At 38.6% G+C, this 20,412-nt stretch carries 11 protein-coding genes; 7 read left to right on the top strand and 4 right to left on the bottom strand.

Annotated elements, in window-relative coordinates; genetic code table 11:
• The first annotated feature begins 391 nt into the window (after nt 1-391).
• The 6 genes from HSM_RS02010 (at nt 392) to rfaC (ending at nt 16,633) form a co-directional block, all read left to right on the top strand.
• A complete protein-coding gene (locus HSM_RS02010; RefSeq protein ID WP_012341242.1) occupies nt 392-10,261 on the top strand; it encodes a YadA-like family protein in 9,870 nt (3,289 codons plus the stop codon).
• A gap of 321 nt (nt 10,262-10,582) precedes the next feature.
• A complete protein-coding gene (locus tag HSM_RS02015) occupies nt 10,583-11,818 on the top strand; it encodes an NAD(P)/FAD-dependent oxidoreductase (RefSeq protein WP_012341243.1) in 1,236 nt (411 codons plus the stop codon).
• Nucleotides 11,819-11,893: 75 nt separating this feature from the next.
• Nucleotides 11,894-13,501 carry a DNA recombination protein RmuC gene (gene rmuC, locus HSM_RS02020; protein ID WP_012341244.1) on the top strand — a complete coding sequence of 536 codons (1,608 nt, stop codon included), beginning with the start codon at nt 11,894-11,896 and terminating at the stop codon, nt 13,499-13,501.
• A gap of 59 nt (nt 13,502-13,560) precedes the next feature.
• Entirely contained in the window at nt 13,561-14,490 is a 930-nt protein-coding gene (gene rfaD, locus HSM_RS02025; RefSeq protein WP_011609759.1) for an ADP-glyceromanno-heptose 6-epimerase, read from the top strand.
• 135 nt (nt 14,491-14,625) lie between these two features.
• A complete protein-coding gene (gene waaF, locus HSM_RS02030) occupies nt 14,626-15,666 on the top strand; it encodes a lipopolysaccharide heptosyltransferase II (RefSeq protein WP_012341245.1) in 1,041 nt (346 codons plus the stop codon).
• A 1-nt stretch (nt 15,667) separates the two neighbouring features.
• On the top strand, nt 15,668-16,633 hold the full coding sequence (gene rfaC / locus HSM_RS02035; protein WP_012341246.1) for a lipopolysaccharide heptosyltransferase RfaC: 966 nt from the start codon (nt 15,668-15,670) through the stop codon (nt 16,631-16,633).
• A 49-nt stretch (nt 16,634-16,682) separates the two neighbouring features.
• Here rfaC and dapF read toward each other — a convergent pair whose 3' ends face one another.
• Nucleotides 16,683-17,507, bottom strand: a complete 825-nt coding sequence (gene dapF, locus HSM_RS02040; protein ID WP_012341248.1) for a diaminopimelate epimerase — start codon at nt 17,505-17,507, stop codon at nt 16,683-16,685.
• A gap of 317 nt (nt 17,508-17,824) precedes the next feature.
• Between dapF and HSM_RS02045 the strand changes: the two genes are divergently transcribed.
• Nucleotides 17,825-18,457, top strand: a complete 633-nt coding sequence (locus HSM_RS02045; RefSeq protein ID WP_012341249.1) for a hypothetical protein — start codon at nt 17,825-17,827, stop codon at nt 18,455-18,457.
• A gap of 38 nt (nt 18,458-18,495) precedes the next feature.
• Here the strand turns inward: HSM_RS02045 and mobB are convergent, their stop codons facing one another.
• From mobB to rseB, 3 genes are read right to left on the bottom strand one after another with little or no spacing between them, the layout of a single operon-like run.
• On the bottom strand, nt 18,496-18,993 hold the full coding sequence (gene mobB / locus HSM_RS02050) for a molybdopterin-guanine dinucleotide biosynthesis protein B (protein ID WP_012341250.1): 498 nt from the start codon (nt 18,991-18,993) through the stop codon (nt 18,496-18,498).
• Between the two features lie 13 nt (nt 18,994-19,006).
• Nucleotides 19,007-19,441, bottom strand: a complete 435-nt coding sequence (locus HSM_RS02055) for a SoxR reducing system RseC family protein (protein ID WP_012341251.1) — start codon at nt 19,439-19,441, stop codon at nt 19,007-19,009.
• Nucleotides 19,442-19,448: 7 nt separating this feature from the next.
• Nucleotides 19,449-20,387 carry a sigma-E factor regulatory protein RseB gene (gene rseB / locus HSM_RS02060; protein ID WP_012341252.1) on the bottom strand — a complete coding sequence of 313 codons (939 nt, stop codon included), beginning with the start codon at nt 20,385-20,387 and terminating at the stop codon, nt 19,449-19,451.
• Between the last annotated feature and the right edge of the window lie 25 nt (nt 20,388-20,412).

Raw genomic sequence — 20,412 nt, forward strand, 5'->3', positions numbered from 1 at the left:
CTGACAAAAATAGGATAAGATAACCCGAATTTTTACTTGACAAATAAAATAGAACAGAAAAAATGACAGTCTACAGTCTACAGTCTACAGTCTACAGTCTACAGTCTACAGTCTACAGTCTACAGTCTACAGTCTAGTATGTTGCCTAAAATCAACCTTTCAAGTTAAATTTGAGAGGTTGGACATGTTCAAACAATATCTTAAAAATCACCTATTTCAACCTCAACCTTTCGGCGAAGATACCATTCGCCTTTTTTTGTTGTGTCTTAAAAAGCAAGGCATTTCCTGTTTAGGTTTATAACCAACTCCTAAAAAGTTTACTAAACAATCAATCAAAATCAACGCAAGAAATAATTAATTTAAAAAATCCATTTTTAAAGAGAATAGAGATATGAACAAAATATTCAAAACCAAATACGATATTACCACAGGTCAATGTAAAGCCGTTTCTGAGTTAGCCAGCAATCGCCAAATAGCGAGCAGTTCGGAGAGTAAGCCGAAGTGCGGTGGGTTTTGGGGTAATTTTTTAAGAGCGTTTAAGGTCCTTCCGTTGGCGTTGTTGCTTGCGGGATTTTTCTCTAATTTTGCTTATGCTGCTAATGTTTGGTTAGAAAATAAAAAAGACTTATCACAAAATGGACAGTTAAATGAGGGGACTGGTGTTTGGTTTGACGGTTCAAATATGGAAAACCCGAGCAAAACTGAGTCAACCATCTTATCGAGTGGAGAAAATTCAACAGGAGAATTTGCTCAAAAAGCTGGTTTTAAAAATAAAAGTTTTAATAGGACAGTCGTAATAGGCTCACGTGCCGTTGGAGGCGGAGATGCTACTACGGTAATAGGTTATAGAGCAATTGCAGGAGCAAATTTATCTGAAAGACATAAATTATCTTCGCAAGGTACATCGATAGGTTACAGAACATTTGCTAGAGGGGAAGGGGCTACTGCAATGGGAAATGATTCCACTGCATGGGGAGATAACGCTATTGCCATTGGTTCTGATAATGCGAAAGCAACAAGCACTTCACAAATAGACAGCAGAGCAGAACGTCCTTTAAGTAGAGATGTTTGGAATCTTGTACACAGCAAAAGAAGTGATTTTCTTTATACAGATGAATACGCAACAACATATCAAAAGTTGGATACTTATGACAAGTATTTAGGAGTAAAAGATGATTCTGAAGCATATAAGCTAAAAAGATCCCACACATGGGCAAGGGGACATAACTCTATCGCCATTGGGGCAAGAAGTATAGCCTACGGCGATAACAGTACGGCTATGGGGACGTTAGCGACAGCCATCGGTAACTACTCGACCTCGTTGGGGGCATTTTCTATGGCGTTTGGAGATCGTTCGATTGCCATAGGGAATGAAAGCTATGTGTATGCCGGCGGAAGTGTCGGGGTTGGTAATGAGGTGCAGGCAATCAGTGATGGTGCGATGGTTTATGGCTTGGAATCTTATGCGGGCGGTGATGGTTCCATTGCCATAGGGAAACGTGCTTTAGCAAACGTAGAAATGGGGGATATGTTTAAGAATGCTGTTGAAAATGGCAAGAATTTATACGAAGCAGAGAGTACTTTTTCAAAGTTAGGCGAATTAGATAATAGCGTTCAAGATTACTTTAAACCAAGCACTGAGTATCAGCAGGGTTCCGGGGAACACAAAGCCAAACGAAATAAAAACTCAGGCAAGCAAGATGCTACAGGCGGTTTAGCCATTGGTTACTATGTATCCGCACTAGGGGAAAATTCATTGGCGTTAGGTCGTCAAGCCTATGCGAAAGGCGATCGCTCCATGGCTATCGGTCCTTATGCCTATGGTGCTGAGGAAAAAACTGCTGCACTGGGTTATAGATCCAAGGCTATAGGAAAACAATCAATGGCGTTAGGATCGCTATCTCGTGCAGAGGGGAAAAACAGTATCGCTATTGGGGTCAATAGTGCGGTGAAAAATGAATCTAGTAGTAATAAAAGAAACGGTGTAAACACGATAGCCATCGGTAACGAAACCGAAGCGACGATGGATAACTCAGTTGCCTTGGGTTATAAATCCACCACAAAATATTTTTATAATAAGAGTGATAACAGTACCGCCACGTTAAACGGAGATGAAGCCATTAGTTTGCCATCCTATGCACCGGAAGGGACAAGCTATAAGTTACAAACCGATAATGCGGCGGGTATCGTGTCCGTCGGTTGGAAAAAAAGCGATAGTGAACTTGGTCTAAGAAGAATTGTCGGGGTCGCCGCAGGAGCATTGGACTCCGACGTCGCAACCGTGGGTCAGTTAAAAGCCTTGTATTACGTCAAAAAAGAAGGGGTAGTCACTTACTATACCAAAGAACCTGACGGGAAAATCACCAAACTCACCAAAGACGGCAGTAAGTTTTATAGAGTCAACACCAAAGACGGCACGCCTTATAAAGAGTTGCAGGAAGTTGATGCAAAAGATGTTTTCGTCGGTCCAAAAGGGGCGAATGAAGAAACAAGAGAAGAAATGAAAGACGGCAAAAAATATTCCCTTGGTAATATGGGTAATCTAATTAAATTTGCCAATATTTTAGATGGAGAGATTTCTGCGACTTCCGATCAGGCGGTAACGGGTGGTCAGCTTAACGATCTTAACGGCAAATTAGGATTGACACTAAATAGCAAAAAAACAGGCTTTGAGAAAGTCCAATTTGATGCAGTAGAAGTAGCTGATGAAAACGTTAAAAAAGGAAAAATAGAAAATTTCAAAGAAGCCTTGACTGACTCTATCGCTGCAATTAATAGAGGTTATAAATTTATTGATGACAACTCTCAAAATTCAGACAAAGATACACCTTTCTATCTCGGATCAACAATAAAAATTGTGGCAGGAAATATTTCTGCACAACCGAATAGCAAACCTCAAGAAACATATTTAGGTAAAAACCTCAAAACAAAATTTGAAAAAGAGCCAAGCAACAATTCAATCGCTAAATTTACGATTGGCTTAAAAGACGATCCGACATTTACAAAGGTATCCTTAGAGGCAGAACAAACATATAATTCTGACCCATCAAAAAATACAGTCAAAGATACAAAAGAACTTATCACTAAAGGTTACTTGGACGGTGCATTAAAAAACGTCGCCTCAAGTTTCACGGTTAAGGGAGATGATACAAGTAAATCATTGAGCATTGATAAAAATCATACGACTTTAACTATTAAAGGCGGAAACAATATTACCACAGCAGTTGATACTAACCAAAAAGCCTTAACCATATCGTTGAATGAGAGTTTAACAGGTATTACCTCAATTAGCGGTAAAAATGGTAGCGGAAGTAACAGAAGTGCGGTAGCAAAAATTGAGTTTGATAGCACTGCAAGCGGTAGCAACGCTTCAACCCCGAATGTCAAAATCACCACAGGTGGTGGCACATTTATCTTTAGTGAAAACGGCTTAAATTTGGGTAGCAAAAAAATCACTGGTTTAGCAGAGGGTTCAGACGACACCGATGCCGTTACCTTTAAACAACTAAAAGATTCAAAATTGCACTTTTTATCGGTTAAAGCCCCGACAAGCCCAGAGTCAAAAAGCAATTACAATAATGACGGTGCAAAAGCTGAAGGGGCGATTGCGATTGGTGTGGATGCGAAAACTGATAAAGCAAATGCAATTGTTATAGGGAATAGTGTTACTGTTGATCAAGAAAAATCAATAGCGTTAGGGAATGATATTAATATTAAACAAAGTAAAGCAGGATATTCAACTGTTGCAATAGGTAACAAAATAACAATGAATGAATCTGGTGGTTCTATTGTTTTATCTGCTATGAATCAATGGAATGGTCCTGATGATGGTATAACACTAAACAATGTTGGTTGGGGTGTTATATTAGGAAATAAAACCAAAATAGAGGGCGGAAACGATATTGTTGCTTTAGGTAACAATATGAATGTGACTAGGAGTAATGGAAGCAAACACGATCTAAATAGCAATTTGATCATCTTAGGTAATGGTGCAAAAGCCCATGATGCAAAAGAAAGTGTGGTGATTGGTAATGTCGCAGACGTGAAAGCCCAAAGTGCGGTAGCGATTGGTAAAGGAGCGACTATTGAAGCCAATGCCACAGGTGCGGTAGCGATTGGGGAAAGTGCGACTGTATCCACTAACGCTGGTGATTCCATTGCGTTGGGGAAAAATTCTAAGGCGGAAATGAAAAAGGCCGCACCGACTGGATTTACGGTTAATGCAGGGGCAAATGACCTAAAAATTACTTGGTCCAGTGCAGGGGCTGGTGGAAGCAAATCTGTGGTGAGTGTCGGCGATAAAGGTAGTGAACGCATAATCACCAACGTTGCTGCAGGTAAAGTCGATACAGATTCAACCGAAGCGGTGAATGGCGGACAATTAAAAAGCGTTATCGATGTCTTTGCTAATTTGGGGGTAACTGTACTCGGGGCGGAGAAAAACGATACTGGCGATGGCTTTAAGAAATCCAAGTTTGATGCGGTGAAGACTGGCGACACAGTAAATTCTCAAGCTCAAGTAAAATCTGAGAAACCCTTTAAAACAGCCATTGAAGATAATATTACAGCCATCAACAAAGGCTTGAAATTTGCTGGCGATAACGGCGGCGAAGCGAAGCAACTCTATCTCGGTTCAACCTTAACGATTAAGGGAGCGACAGGTCCTGCTTCAAAACCAACAACAAGTGCGGGGCAAAACGGTGCAGGTACTCATCAAAATATCTTTACCACAGCGAAAAATACAGGCATTTTGGAAATTGCTTTGAATGAAGAGTTGAAAGGTATTAAATCCGTTGCTAATGGAGACGATGTAAAAATTGAATTAAAAACTACTGGAACTGGTGGAAATGGAACTACAAAATCTATCGTTTTCACAGCTGGCGATACAAACAATAAAGTAACGCTAACTGGCAATAAATTCAGTGGCGTGTCTGAAATTAGCAGTAAAGACAGTAAATCTAAATTAACACTTGGTGCTGATAACGCAACTGTAGAATTAGAACATGGCAAATCAAAACTTGAACTAAAAGATACTGAAGCAACAATCACAGCAGGAACTGATGCTGGAAGTATTAAAATTAACAATAACGGTGATACGAAAATTGAGTTAAGTCCTGAAAGTGGCTCTACAGTTACCTTGGCAAAAGACAGCACGAATGGCGTAAAAGCCACAGGTTTATCTACAGTTGGGTTAGATGGTGATAATACTTTAGTGTTTAAAAATGGTACAAATAGCACTAACACGGCGGAGTTAAAAGTCGGTGGTGCAGCTTTAACATTCACCTCTACTGGAAATGGAACTGGCGGAACTGCTCAAACCGTGAAAATCTCTAATGTGGCAGCTGGAAAAATTGATACTAGTTCAACCGAAGCCATTACAGGTAAACAACTTGCTGATTTAGCTACTCATTTAGGGGTTAGTGTTGATAGTGGAAAAACTGGGTTTACAGCACCATCATTTGAAGTTATCAAAGGCGGTACTAAAGACGCAACGAGCGGTAAGAATGGTCCTACAACCTTTAAAGGAGCGATTGACCAGTTAATCACCGCAGTTAATGGTGGTTTGACATTCAAGGGGAATGATAACAGTTCGACTAAATTACAATTGGGCGGTACTTTAACCATTGATAGCTCAACGGTTGGTAGTGGTAGTGAAAAAGACATTACAGCAAAACTGGAACCGTCTAATGGTAATGATTCTAAAGATGCAGGGAAATTAACATTAACGTTAAATAAAGCTACTTCTGTAGATAAAAATGACGAAAAAGTCATTACCTCAAAAGCCGTAGCAACGGAGTTGGAAAAATATACGAAAACTGCTGATTTAGGTAATGCGTATTTGAAAATAGATGGATCGAATATTGGCGATGCTTCCAATAAAAAAACATTCGGTGGTCATGTCGGTATTGCTGAAATCAAGTTAGATGGTGAAAAAAGCAGCACTGAATTAGTACAGGCGGATGCGGTTATTAAGTACCTAAAAGGTACAGGACCAGATTCTGTAAAAATATCAGACTCAACAAAGACAATGGCTAAAGGAAATTACTCAATAAGTATAGGACATGAAGCCGTATCAGAAAATGCAGAATCAATAGCGATAGGATATATGACTCATGCACAAAATAAAAAATCGATAGCATTAGGTAATGAAAGTGAGGTATTGGGCGAGAAATCTATTGCAATAGGTACAGAGAATAAAATAGATGGTGAGGGTAAATACTCAACCGTATTAGGCGTAGAGAATAAGGTATCAAGTAAATTTACTTATTTAATAGGATACAATAATGATATCAAAGGAGATAATACCTTTGTATTAGGATCTAATATATTAACAGACAATTCTATTAAAAATGCAGTAATACTTGGAGATAGATCAAAAGGAGAAGCAAATGCGGTATCAGTAGGTGGTGCTGGCGATGGTGAACAACGAAGAATTGTTTATGTTGCTACACCAACGGATAAATACGATGCGGTGAATAAACAATATGTTGATGGACTTGGATTAAAATTCAAAGGTAATGATAATAAAGAGATACATAAAAAATTATCAGACACATTAGAAATAGTTGGTAAGGGTTTAAATAAAGCTCAAACTACTAAATTTAATGGAACAAATGGAAATATTGCTGTAAAAGAAAATAAAGGGAAATTGGAAATATCATTAAATAGAGATTTAAAAGGAATTAAATCTATTAGTGATAGAAAGAATAAAAATATAGCTACTGAAATAAGATTCAATAGCAAAAATAGCACAAGCAGTATTCCTAACAGTTTGACAAATAACCTAACTATTTCTTCAAATGGAGGCACATTTGAATTTAATAGAACAGGTTTGCATATTAACAATAAACAAATTACAGGGTTAAGAAGTGGACTATTAGAAAAACATAATGGACAAGATAGAGAAAGAAAAGATTTAAACTATTTAATAGGAGATGAATTTAAAAATTCCTCTATTCAAACTCATGCAGTCAATGTTGGAGATTTAGCGAAAATTTCTAAGGAAATAGTTGAAAAAGGATATAAGTATAAAGCTGATATTCCGTCAAATAATAGCAATGATACCAGCATAAAACTAGGCTCAACCATATCTATTGTTAAATGGACAGACACACCGGCGACTGGACAACCAGCAGTAACTGTTGGCACAGGAACAACTTCTCAAACATCAGCTGTTAAGTACACAGGAGATAATTTAACAACTCGATATACCTATGACAGTAGCAATGGCAACGCTAAAATCGAAATCGGGTTTAAAGACGCACCGACATTTAGCAAAGTTACCTTATCTCAAGCTCAAACATATGGTAAGGGTAGCAGTGTTGGAAATAACGACTTGATTAGCAAATCCTACCTTGACGCTGCATTAAAAGACTTTAAGTTTAATGTGGAATATGGTGGTAAGCAAGTCCAAATCGGTCGTGGCGATACGTTGAAGTTTGCAGACGGGCTGAATATTAAACTGGAGTTAAAAGAAGTCGAAAAACCGGCAAATGAGGCAACGTCTACCATTAATTCAAATATGGAAACTTCTACCCCAGCACCAACAACAGTAAGTACCCCATCAGATGGTGCAAATGATGCAGACGTGGCTACAACAACGGCAGAGGTAACCATTGACACGACTGAGGAATTGAAAAACATCACTTCGATTTCCTCTAAAGGAAGTGCGGGCGGAAATGATGCTGACTCAACTGTAGAAGTCACCAAACTTACCTTAGAAGCTGATAAAGGGGCGACTTTCCGAGTGGGCAACACGGGTGCTAAAGTGAATGTCAATAGCGATGGTATTTCCCTCACACCGAAAGGGGCAAGTGGTACGAGTCCATCTGACGATGTAGCATCTATCACTATTAAAGCAGGCTCAAAACCAGTGGATTCAAACAGTATAGATTTACTTGATCCAGCTAACGGACCTTCAATAGCGTTTGCAGCCAAAGGCGGTAGTAATGGCTCAAAAGAGGGAACTGGTACAATTAAATACCTCAAAGACAGAACTGTTAGCAAAAACAATGGCAACGGCGATAAATACGGTGAGGGCGATAACAAAGGCAACGCAGCTACAGAAGGGGCGGTGAAAGAGCTTTATGAATCCGGTTTGAAATTCGCCGGCAATGAAGGTGAGCCTGTTCACAAAAAACTGGGTGAAACCTTGTCTATTAAAGGCGAAGGTGCGGTTGGTGAAACGGCGACGGATAACATTGTGGTAAGAGCCAAAGAGGGTGAACTGCAAATCGGTCTGACCAAAAATATTAGAAATATTGACACCATTTCTATCGCTGGCACAGGGGACAATAGCGGTAAAGATGTCTTTATAGATGCTGAGGGTATGACCACTACTGCTCAACTTGAAGATGGCACGGTGTTGGTGAATAACCAAACGGCTGAAGGTGTCAGTACAATAGCTAAAAAAGAGGATGGTAGCATTTTGGTGAATAATCAAACAGCAGAAGCGAATATTTTAAGCAATGGCAAGCACACGACAGAGGTGAAAGCCGGTGAGGTCGCTATTAAAGACAAGAGCGGTCAAGAAATCGTGAGCTTGAAAGTGGCTGAGGGTGAAAACGGTCAAGATGGCAAGGGAGCGACGCTTGCGTTTGCCAAAGATGGCGAAAACGGTACAGGCGTAATCATGGGCTTGAAAGACCTAGATGCCACTGCTGACGGTTCAAGTGCAGCGAATAAAAACTATGTGGATGAAAAAATGTCCGATTTGGACAGCAACCGTCCGTTTAACTTCTATATCCAAGAGGGCAAAGAGTATACCAAAGTCGTCAAAGGACGTGATGGTAAGTTTTATGATCCTGAGCTTTTACAAGGGGCAAAGTATGATGTGGACAGCAAGAAATACATTGCTCAAGATGGACAAGAAGTTACACCGGAATCGGATAAAGTCATTATTCGTGCTGAACCGACTACCGCACCTATCGGGATTAATAATGTGGCAAGCGGGTTGGGTATTTTGGCTATAGAAGAAAGCGAGAAACAACAACTTACGCAAGCTGTTGAAGATAAGAAAAACAAGGTAAGCGAAAGTGAAAAGGCTCTTGCTCAAACTACTGCTGATGTTAAAAGTAAACAACAAGCACTTACTGAAAAAACAAATGAGCTTTCACAAGTTGCCAGCGAACGTCCCGTATTGTTGATGCAAAAAGCTGACCTTGAGCAGCAACTTAAAGGATTGGGTGCGAGCGATCCACGAAGAGCAACCGCACAAGCCGCACTTGATAAGGTAAAAGAGGCTCTTACACAAAATGATCAAAAGGTGACTGAGGCGACAAAAACAGCTAATGAGGCTTCCGAAGCTCTCAAACAAGCGAAAGTCGCTTTGGCAGACAACGTGTTAAAAGCCTATGCAGCACAACAAGCATTAGCTACTGCCGAGGAAACCTTGCGAAATAAAGAATTTGGCGTGGATAAGGTGAAAGACTTACTGTCAGGCAGTTCAAATATTGCTGAGGATAATGTGGCTACTATTAAAGATGTGAAAGCACTTGCTAAAGCAGGATTAAGTTTTGAGGGCAATGATGGTAAACGCTTGCATAAAGATCTATCAGAAACTTTAGCAATCAAAGGTGAAGAAAATGCAAGTGGTGATAAATTTAATAGCAACCACACCGCCGCCGGCAATATCAAAGTGGAAATGGCACAAGACGGTAAAGGCTTAGAAGTCAAATTGTCTGACCAGTTGAAGAACCTCACATCGGTTGAAACTAAAAAAGACGACCAAGGCAGATCAACAACATTGCTGTCCCGTGGAGTGATGGTTCAAAATGACACCACAAAAGAACAAGCCCAGTTCAGCGAAAACCGTTTAGCGTTCTTTAAAGATGGAGCGTTAGGATTGAATTTAGACGGTAAGTCTCGTGCATTGAAAGTCGGTGAAAAAGCGATCATCAGTATAAACGACAAAGGTGAAGCATTGGTTTCCGATCTGAATGAATTTAGTTCAGGTATGACAATTACCAATAAAAACTATGTGGATACCAAAAACAATGAGTTGCGTACGCAATTGAATAATACTGACCGCACTTTACGAGCAGGTATTGCCGGTTCGAATGCGGCGGCAGGGTTGGCATCGGTCTCTATGCCGGGTAAATCTATGTTAGCCATTTCTGCAGCAGGTTATGGCGGGGAAAACGCAGTGGCAATTGGCTATTCTCGCATGAGTGATAATGGTAAGATTATGCTACAACTGCAAGGAAATCGGAATTCTAGAGGCAAAGCGGCGGGTTCTGTTTCTATAGGGTATCAATGGTAAATTGATTCGATTGTGCCTTATGTCCACATTTTGTTGTTGAGGATATAAGGCATAAAAAGCGTGCTCTGTTTTAAAATCAACTTGGTAATTGTTGTTCGATTTATTGATGAGTCATTAAGTTTGGTTTCTTTTTACATAGACAAGGTTTAAAATGGATTAGATTCTGTTTTAAACCTTTTTTACAATTGGACAAATCTTTTAATATCAAGAATAACTGTCTGTATCTATTTCAAATAGCTATATTGCTATCTATGATGATGGAATATTGCTCTTGATGTTTGTAGCAAAAAATTACATAGACTTTAAACGAGGAGAAGAAATATGGAAAAATTCGATGTTGTGATTATTGGTGCAGGACCTTCCGGTTCTGTTTCTGCATCATTATTGCATAAACAAGGCTTAAAGGTTTGTGTGTTGGAAAAACAGCATTTCCCTCGTTTTGTCATTGGTGAAAGTTTGTTACCTTATTGTATGGATATTTTGCAAGAGGCTGATTTGGTTGAGGCGGTGCATGCTGAGAAAAGTTTTCAATTTAAAAATGGGGCGGCATTTACTTGGGGAAATCGTTACACCTATTTTGATTTTACAGATAAATTTACCGCTGGACCTGGCACAACCTATCAAGTTCGCCGAGGCATTTTTGATAAAATTTTAATTGATGAAACGGCAAAAAAAGGTGTGGAAGTTCGTTTTGGGCACGAAGTATCGGCGTTTGATAACCAAGGCGATCAGGCAGAGCTTGCGGTAAAAACGGAGCAAGGGGAAGAATATCGGCTGAGTGCAGGTTTTGTGTTGGATGCCAGCGGTTACGGACGTGTTTTGCCACGCTTATTATATTTAGAAACACCATCGCACTTGCCAATACGTATTGCACATTTTACCCATATTGATGACAACATTGATGATCCGATCTTTGATCGTAATAAAATTCTCATTACCACACATCCTGAACATCGTGATGTTTGGCTTTGGTTAATTCCCTTTGCGGATAACCGTTGTTCAATCGGTGTAGTTGGGTTACCGGAAATATTGGCGGGTGAGAGCGAAACTGTGTTGAAAAAATTTGCTCTTGAATGTCCAATGCTGAGTAAAATTCTTGCTAAGGCAAATTGGGAAAATGAATTTCCGTATCGCCATATTCAAGGTTATTCCGCTAATGTGAAAACGTTGCATGGCAAACATTTTGCTTTATTGGGTAATGCAGCGGAATTTCTTGATCCGGTTTTTTCATCTGGCGTGACTATTGCGTTACATTCCGCTCGCTTGGCAAGTCGTCTTATTGCTCGTGGGCTTCAAGGACAAGCTGTGGATTGGCAACAAGAATTTGCAGATCCGTTAATGGTTGGCGTGAATGCGTTCCGCACTTATGTGAACGGTTGGTATGATTATAGTTTCCAAGATGTCATTTATGCCCGTAATCCACAACCTGAAATTCGCCAAATGCTTTCGTCTATTCTTGCCGGTTATGCGTGGGATGAGAAAAATCCGTTTGTGACGAAATCCTCCCCTCGCTTGAAAGCACTTGCGGAATTATGCGGCGAGGCAACACAAGATTAAAATAACAATATATAAGCATTCAAAAATTGCTATTTGCAAACGTTGAGTGCTTTTATTTTTTCATAAGGAAACACCATGCCATCGTTTGAAAATCTTTCTTTTATTACCGCACTTTTATTTTTTTGTATTTGTCTCATTTTATTTTTTATTTTTGTACGTAAGCAAAGAGAGGTGGAGGCGTTACAACAAGAGTTAGATAAAAATATTAATATTTTTAATCAATTGCTGAATAAATATGAACGTATAAAAGACGAAAAAACTCAGCTTGGGCAACAAGTTGTAAAGGCACAGACACTTGTCGAAACCGGTCAAATTCGTTTGTCGGAACGTGATGAAAAAATCCTTTATTTGCAAAAAGAATTAGATAAAGAACAATTACGGTGTGAGCAAGTTTCTCAGCTGGTAACAGGATTGAAAGAGCGTTTGGGGGTAGTAAGTACACAGGCGGAAAGTTTTCAACAGCAGTTAAATCAAAGTCGTGCAGAAAAAGAAAAGAGAGATTGTGCTTGGGCTGATTTAAATCAGAAACATACCGCACTTCAACAAGAACTGACAGAATTAAAAGTCACGTTAAGTGAAAAAGAAAAAAATTTTGTCGAGCAACAACAAAATTTTTCTCAGGCTAAACAACTGTTAAGTGTTGAGTTTCAAAATCTTGCCAATCGGATCTTGGAAGAAAAAAGTCAACGATTTAATCAAACTAACCAACAAACTTTAGACAGTTTATTGAAACCTTTTCGTGAACAAATTGATGGTTTTCAAAAGCGGGTGAACGAAATTCATTCCGAGTCCTTGAAAGGCAATGCCAGCCTTGAAAGTGAAATTAAAAAGGTGTTGGATATTGGGTTGGCAATGTCGAAAGAGGCGAATAACTTAACTTCTGCTTTGAAAGGCGAAAAGAAAACCTTGGGGAATTGGGGAGAAGTTCAGTTAGAGCGTACATTGCAATTAGCCGGATTGATTGAAAATGAGCATTACAGCAGTCAAGTACATTTTAAAAATGAGCAGGGCAAACATAATTATCCTGATTTTATTTTGCATTTACCCGATAATAAGCATTTGATTATTGACAGTAAAATATCTTTGGTAGCTTATGAAAGTGCGGTTAATTCTGACGATGAAAATCAACGTAAACTTGGTTTACAGGAACATGTTAAAGCCTTGAAAAATCATATTGACGATTTATCTCGGAAAGATTATAGCAATTTGATTGGTATGCGTAGTCCAAATTTTGTATTGATGTTTGTTGCTGTTGAAGCAGCTTATATTGAAGCGATGAAACATGACAGTAACTTATTTAATTACGGATATGAAAAAAATGTCATTTTAGTTTCTCACACGACATTAATGCCTATTTTGCGGACGGTAGCGAATTTATGGCGAATTGAGCGTGGTAATCTTGAGGCAAAAGAAATTAGTGCAAAAGCAGGTGAAATTTATAATCAAATTTGCGTAGTGGCAGAGCGTTTAAATAAATTAGGTAACAGTTTATCCGGTGTAAGTAATCATTATAATAATACCGTTACCGCACTTGTAGGACAGCAAGGTTTGGTGGGGAAAGTTGAGCGGTTCAAGGATTTATCCGCTAAGGCGAACAAGATAATGCCGGAGATTGAATTGTTGCATAATGATATAAACGTTGAGAAATTAATTGCCGTTCAAGCTGAAGTCGAAGAGAAATAGGATTTTTAGGTAAAAATCTTTTAAAATAATGACAGTTTTGACATAAGAGGGAATACATTATGATTATTGTTACAGGTGGAGCCGGATTAATTGGAAGTAATATCATTGCGGCATTAAACGATATGGGACGTCGAGATATTTTGGTAGTGGACAACCTGACTGATGGGACAAAATTTGTCAATTTGGTCGATTTGGATATTGCGGATTATTGTGATAAAGAAGATTTTATTGCTTCCATTATTGCCGGTGATGATTTTGGAGATATTGATGCAATTTTCCATCAAGGCGCTTGTTCTGCTACAACAGAATGGAACGGTAAATATTTAATGCAAAATAATTATGAATATTCAAAAGAACTATTGCATTATTGTCTATTGCGTGAAATTCCTTTCTTTTATGCCTCAAGTGCGGCGACTTATGGCGATAAAACAGACTTTATTGAAGAACGCCAATTTGAAGGTCCGTTAAATGTTTATGGCTATTCAAAATTCCTATTTGATGAATACGTGCGTCAAATTCTGCCACAGGCTACGTCGCCTGTTTGTGGGTTCAAATATTTCAATGTATATGGTCCTCGTGAACAACATAAGGGTTCAATGGCAAGTGTTGCATTCCATTTAAATAATCAGATGTTGAAAGGAGAAAATCCAAAATTATTTGCAGGATCAGAGCATTTTTTGCGTGATTTTGTTTATGTGGGCGATGTGGCAAAAGTGAATTTGTGGGCATGGCAACATGGTATTTCAGGCATTTATAATTGTGGAACAGGTAGAGCGGAAAGTTTTGAACAAGTAGCAAGAGCGGTGTTGAATTATCATGGCAAAGGTGAAATTGAAACTATTCCGTTCCCTGAGCATTTAAAATCACGTTATCAAGAATATACACAAGCTAATTTAACAAAATTACGTGCCGCTGGTTATCAAGCAGAATTTAAGTCGGTTGCTGAGGGAGTAGCGGAATATATGCAATGGTTAAATCGCAAGTCTTGATTTAGCGAGGAAAATAGTGTTAAAAGTGCGGTTTAATTGGGTGTTCATTTATTCGGTATTCCTTTTAAATCTGCAACTAAAAAGACTATTTTGCTTTATAATATCGGCAATCTTCACTGTTATTGGTCAAAACCTATGAAAATTCTCGTAATTGGACCTTCTTGGGTGGGTGATATGATTATGTCCCATAGTCTGTATCAAACCTTAAAACAACAATATCCCGATTGCCTGATTGATGTATTGGCACCGAATTGGTGTAAGCCTTTACTTGCACGTATGCCTGAGGTTCGCAATGCGATTACTATGCCCATTGGGCATGGTTCCTTTGACTTAAAAGGTCGGTATCGAATTGGTAAATCTTTGCGTAATCAATATGATATGGCGATTGTCTTGCCAAATTCCTTGAAATCGGCTTTTATTCCTGCCTTTGCGAAAATTCCTGTACGCCGTGGTTGGATAGGAGAAAGTCGTTATTTTTTGTTAAATGATTGGCGTCGCAATAAAAACGACTATCCGATGATGGTACAGCGTTATGTGGCATTGGGTTATGATAAAACCGTATTGCCGACAGCAAAACATTTAGCCATTCCTAAGCCTTATTTGCAAGTTGATGCTCAAGAGTTGGAACAAACTTTAGAAACTTTTGCAAAACAAACCGCACTTTGTACAAATCGTCCGGTAATTGGGTTTTGTCCTGGTGCAGAATTTGGACCTGCAAAGCGTTGGCCACATTATCATTACGCCGATTTAGCCCGACAGTTAATTGAACAGGGCTATGCCGTTCGTTTATTCGGTTCGGCGAAAGATAAAGAGGTAGGTGAGCAAATTAGTCAAGCGTTGCCTCAAAAATTACAACATTATTGTGTAAATCTTGCTGGTGAAACAGACTTAAATCAAGCTGTTGATTTGATTTCAGATTGTGTGGCAGTAGTGAGTAATGATAGCGGTTTAATGCATATTGCCGCCGCACTTAACAAACCTTTGGTTGCTGTTTATGGACCAACAAGTCCGGAATACACGCCGCCACTTTCCGACAATGCTGTGATTATTCGTCTAATTGAGGGAGGCTTGATTAAAGTGCGTAAAAGTCAAGATAGCTCGGAAGGTTATCACCAAAGTTTAATCGACATTACACCGCAAATGGTCATCGAAAAATTACAGGATTTTTTAAATTAATATGAAAGTTTGTTTGATTAAAACCAGCTCAATGGGCGATGTAATTCATACTTTGCCAGCCTTGACTGATGCTCAAAATGCTATTGCTGATCTGCAAGTGGATTGGGTGGTGGAAGAAAATTTTGCGGAAATTCCCCGTTGGCATTCAGCCGTTAATCATGTTATTCCTCTAGCAATACGACGTTGGCGTAAACAGCTTTTTTCCGCTCAAACAAGAAACGAATGGAAAAATTACCGCACTTTGTTACAACAAAATCAATATGATGCGGTAATTGATGCTCAAGGGTTAGTGAAAAGTGCGTTGTTTGGAGCGAGTTTAGCGAAAGGGGTAAAACATGGTTATGATCGTCATTCTATTCGTGAGCCTTTCGCCTCATTTTTCTATGACAAAAAATATACTATTTCTTATCAACAGCATGCTGTTGAACGTATTCGTCAATTATTTGCCCAAAGTTTAGGTTATGAATTGCCTCACGAAAAAGGCGATTATGGTATTGCGAAGCATTTTGTGCATTCGACTGAAAATGCACAACATTATGTCGTTTTTGTTCATAGCACTACAAGAGCGGATAAGCATTGGCTCGATGCGGAATGGAAAAAATTAGCCCAAAAATTGACCGCACTAGGTTTGCAAATTCGCTTACCTTGGGGTAATGAAAAGGAAAAAGCACGTGCCGATTGGATTGCACAAGATATTCAAAGTGCGGTAGTTTTACCAAAACTTTCATTGACCGAGTTGGCACAACAGATTACCTATGCAAAAGCGGTAGTTTCTGTGGATACTGGATTAGCACACTTGACTGCCGCTTTAGATGTTCCGAATATTACTTTATATGGAGCAACAGATCCGAAGTTGATCGGGACGTATGGTAAACATCAACATTATATTCAGAAACAGGGTATGGCGTTGATTAGTGCGGAAGATGTGTTGAGTGAATTACAGTCAAAAGAAATATTGAAATTTTAACCATAGAACATCTGCACTTTGCATTTACACTAAGTGCAGATGAATTTGATTATAAACGGATAACGCCGTCATAAATATGTGTTGCCTCGCCGGTCATATAAAGTGGGTGTCCTTTTCCTTGCCATTCAATCATTAACCTTCCTCCCGGCAAATCGACTTGTACGCAACTACCTAAAACGCCCTGCATAATGCCAACGGCAACTGCTGCACACGCACCGCTGCCACAGGCTTGTGTTTCTCCTGCTCCTCTTTCATACACACGCAGTTTAATATGATTGCGGTTGATAATTTGCATAAAACCGGCATTTACACGTTCAGGAAAGCGTTCATGGCTTTCTAAGAGCGGTCCTAATATTTCGATGTTTGCGTGTTGAATATCTTCCACTTGTGTTACACAATGTGGATTGCCCATAGATACCACACCACATAGCAAGGTTTGTATGTCTGTGCGAATAATATAATTTTTTTCAAATTTATTGGCGTTAAAAGGGATTTTATTCGGTTCCCAAATCGGTTCACCCATATTGACACATACCATGTCATCGTCTTTAACGCATAACATCATTTTGCCTTTTGCAGTACTCACGGCAATTTCTTTTTTATTGGTTAAACCTTTAAGCACGACAAAACGAGCAAAGCATCTTGCACCATTGCCACATTGCGAAACTTCACTACCGTCCGCATTGAAAATACGATAGTGAAAATCCAAATCCGGATCATAAGGCGGTTCAACGACTAGCAATTGATCAAAACCAATCCCACGATTGCGATCTGCCAATCTTTTTATGACTTCAGTGGGAAAATAAATGTTTTGAGTGACAGCATCTACCACAACAAAATCATTCCCCAGTCCGTGCATTTTGGAAAATTGCATTTCCTCTTCCTTAAGCAAATTAAAATTGGAGCTATTATAATCAGCTGCTTAAATTGAGTAAATGAGAGAAATCATTCACTCAGATTGTGAAATTCATATTTTTTTCTGCAAAATTGTATCGTATAATTCTCCGCCAGTTTAAAAAGATAAAATTAAACTATTTAAAAAATTTATTTCTTTGATACATAAGGAGTTTTTATGAAATACAAATTATCTTTAGTACTTTTGGCAATGCTGCCCGCACTTTCCCATGCGGGGGGGGGAATTTTAACTTTTACGGCAAAGCGGGAATTGATTTAACCTCTCGTTTTGAAACTATGAGAATAATTGCAAACCATGATGGTAACCCTCCCATTTCAGCAAGTTCAAGACAAAATACTTTCTCGCCAAGCATCTTTTTTGAAACCACTTATAATATTTTACCGCAAACAGAAATCGGTCTAGGATTAGGCTATATTAAACGCAAAGGCTTTGAGCATTCTGCAAGCTGGGGAATTCATGGAGGAGGAGAGTATGCACCGATTTCAGATAATACTGGAATCGAAACCTATAAAATACCTCGTTATGCCTCCCTGCCAATTTATTTTATTCTAAAACAAGATTATGCCCTAAGTCGAAATACAAACCTGTATTTCAAAGCAAATTTAGGTTATTCAATCAATAAAATTTCCAATACACAATATAAGTATTATACAGATCTAGAGCAAGAAAACGTTTTTAAATTATCGGAGTTTCAGAGCGGGTTGCGTCCGATGAAAGTGAAAAATGGTCTTTATTTAGGTTTAGGATTGGGGATTGAATATAAAGCTTTCTTAGCAGAAATTGGCTATTATCATACCAAATCAAAAGTAACTCGTAAAAACTATAACTATGAGATTAGAAACTCGATCTACGAAAGTACCTCTTACAATAATGATGCCATACGTTTAACCCTTGGGGTTAAATTCTAAAAGTAACATTCTCTCCGCACTTTGAGGCGGAGAGAATGTTAAGTTTTTGTTTTATACCACGCCAAGATAAATGTAGCAATTTGCGTCGGGTTGTTAATATCCAGTAAAGGAACGGAAGTCTGTACAGGATAATCTGTCGCTAACGCTATTACATATTCATCACAAGGCGGACAAGGTTTTGTCATATTTTGACGATGTAATAAAATTTTGGCGATGGGGTCTTGTTTAAACCCTTCTACTAAAATTAAATCTGTCAATTGGGGTGAAAATTGTTGAGCGAGATAATCTAAAGTGACAGGTTTTGGCGTTTCGGTCATTAATGCCCAACGGTTATCACATGCCAACATAACTTGTGTCGCACCAACCTCTTTCATACGCCAGCTGTCCTTTCCCTCTTTGTCGATTTGTGCGTTATGATGGCTATGTTTGATGACTGAAACCCGCAAACCTAAACGGAGCAATTCAGGCAGTAATTTTTCCAATAATGTGGTTTTTCCGCTACCGCTATAACCTGTGATACCTAGCATGGGTTGCATATAAATTCCTCTTTTATTGAATAATGCGTAACAGAATGGGTTGAAAAGCCTTTTTATGTTGCCATTTTTTACTGTATGAATGGATAAGCACAAAAGAAAGTGCGGTACAAAAAAGGATAAAAATTGCACCCCACAATTCTTGGCTAAAAATTTGGTTTGCAATGAGTGTTGCACTGAGCAAGGTCATTAAAGGAATAATATACAATAAAAGTGCGGTAGAAATCAGAGAACTTTCTTGTAAACCAAGCTCAACAATTTGACCTATTTTTAAGGGTATCAGGCTATTAACGATAAAGATATGCTCCGGACTTTTGCCGGTTAATTCAGAAAGTGCGGAAGTTCCGCAAGTATTTTTTGCTGTACATTGGCTACAAGCATTTTTGCTTTGACATTTCACTGTTGCTTTTCCTTGATGATAGGCAATGACTATCGCTCTTTCTGTTAGCATAAAAAACCTATTTAATTCGAATATCTTGAATAATACGTTTAGCGGAAAAGAGAGGAAGTTGACCGACAAAGGTTAATTCTTTGTTACCTAGAGTGTTGCTGTAAAAAGTGGTGGAGCCTTGCTTCCAAAATCTTTCTCCGTCATTATCAACAATGCTGTTAGACAAATAGAGTGCAAAAGAAAATAGTCCGTCACTATAAAATTGGCTCTCAATAGGGTGTTTATTGTCTTTTTCTATTGTTATGGATTGGCTAATTAACTTAAACCCTTTTGGGAGCCACTCCGGTTTCCAATTTTGTTGTTGAGTTTTCGGTTCACTTAATAACGGAGGAAAAATGACATTATCTATATAGCTACCTAATTCGATCAGTTCATCACCAAGATATAAATTAACTACTCGGAACTGCTCTAATAAATTGCCTTCACGATCCAACATATCACTGCGTAGCAACAAATGATTTTGTTCATCGATAAAGACTAAATATTGATAGCGAAAATCGTCTTTAGGCAAAATACGTAAAGTTTGTACAATGCGATCCGCCACACGATTACGCCCAATGGTTACGATATCGTAATAATCTGATAATTGCTTAACATCACTCCACATTACAACAGGTAAGTTATCCATAATATGACCGCTCTTTAAAGAGAATGCTTGGAAATTAGGTTGAAAATAACTCACTAAATTTTCATGTTGGATAATTTCTTGTTGAACACCATCTAAGGTAATAAGTTGGGCGTAACTTTTGCCATCCTGATTAATATGACGATAACGAAGTGAATCTATATTGGTTGGTGTGGCTTGTACAAAATAAATTTCATAATTTAATGTATTTTGTGCTGCAATCATTTTTTCCAATAATTGCTCAGGTTCTATATTTTCTTGAGCGAAAGTTGAAACTGAAAAAGTAAGAAGTGCGGTCAAAAAAGAGAAAATTTTTAACATAGTATTCTTCCTAAGAAAAAAATTC

This window comes from Histophilus somni 2336, from assembly GCF_000019405.1.
Classification (GTDB): Bacteria; Pseudomonadota; Gammaproteobacteria; order Enterobacterales; family Pasteurellaceae; genus Histophilus; species Histophilus somni.

What these genes read in the sequence shown, in the direction of transcription:
- rfaC (WP_012341246.1), top strand. Translation starts at nt 15,668, where the DNA reads ATGAAAGTTTGTTTGATTAAAACCAGCTCAATGGGCGATGTAATTCAT.
- waaF (WP_012341245.1), top strand. Translation starts at nt 14,626, where the DNA reads ATGAAAATTCTCGTAATTGGACCTTCTTGGGTGGGTGATATGATTATG.
- HSM_RS02010 (WP_012341242.1), top strand. Translation starts at nt 392, where the DNA reads ATGAACAAAATATTCAAAACCAAATACGATATTACCACAGGTCAATGT.
- rmuC (WP_012341244.1), top strand. Translation starts at nt 11,894, where the DNA reads ATGCCATCGTTTGAAAATCTTTCTTTTATTACCGCACTTTTATTTTTT.
- HSM_RS02045 (WP_012341249.1), top strand. Translation starts at nt 17,825, where the DNA reads ATGAGAATAATTGCAAACCATGATGGTAACCCTCCCATTTCAGCAAGT.
- HSM_RS02015 (WP_012341243.1), top strand. Translation starts at nt 10,583, where the DNA reads ATGGAAAAATTCGATGTTGTGATTATTGGTGCAGGACCTTCCGGTTCT.
- rseB (WP_012341252.1), bottom strand. Translation starts at nt 20,387, where the DNA reads ATGTTAAAAATTTTCTCTTTTTTGACCGCACTTCTTACTTTTTCAGTT.
- HSM_RS02055 (WP_012341251.1), bottom strand. Translation starts at nt 19,441, where the DNA reads ATGCTAACAGAAAGAGCGATAGTCATTGCCTATCATCAAGGAAAAGCA.
- mobB (WP_012341250.1), bottom strand. Translation starts at nt 18,993, where the DNA reads ATGCAACCCATGCTAGGTATCACAGGTTATAGCGGTAGCGGAAAAACC.
- rfaD (WP_011609759.1), top strand. Translation starts at nt 13,561, where the DNA reads ATGATTATTGTTACAGGTGGAGCCGGATTAATTGGAAGTAATATCATT.
- dapF (WP_012341248.1), bottom strand. Translation starts at nt 17,507, where the DNA reads ATGCAATTTTCCAAAATGCACGGACTGGGGAATGATTTTGTTGTGGTA.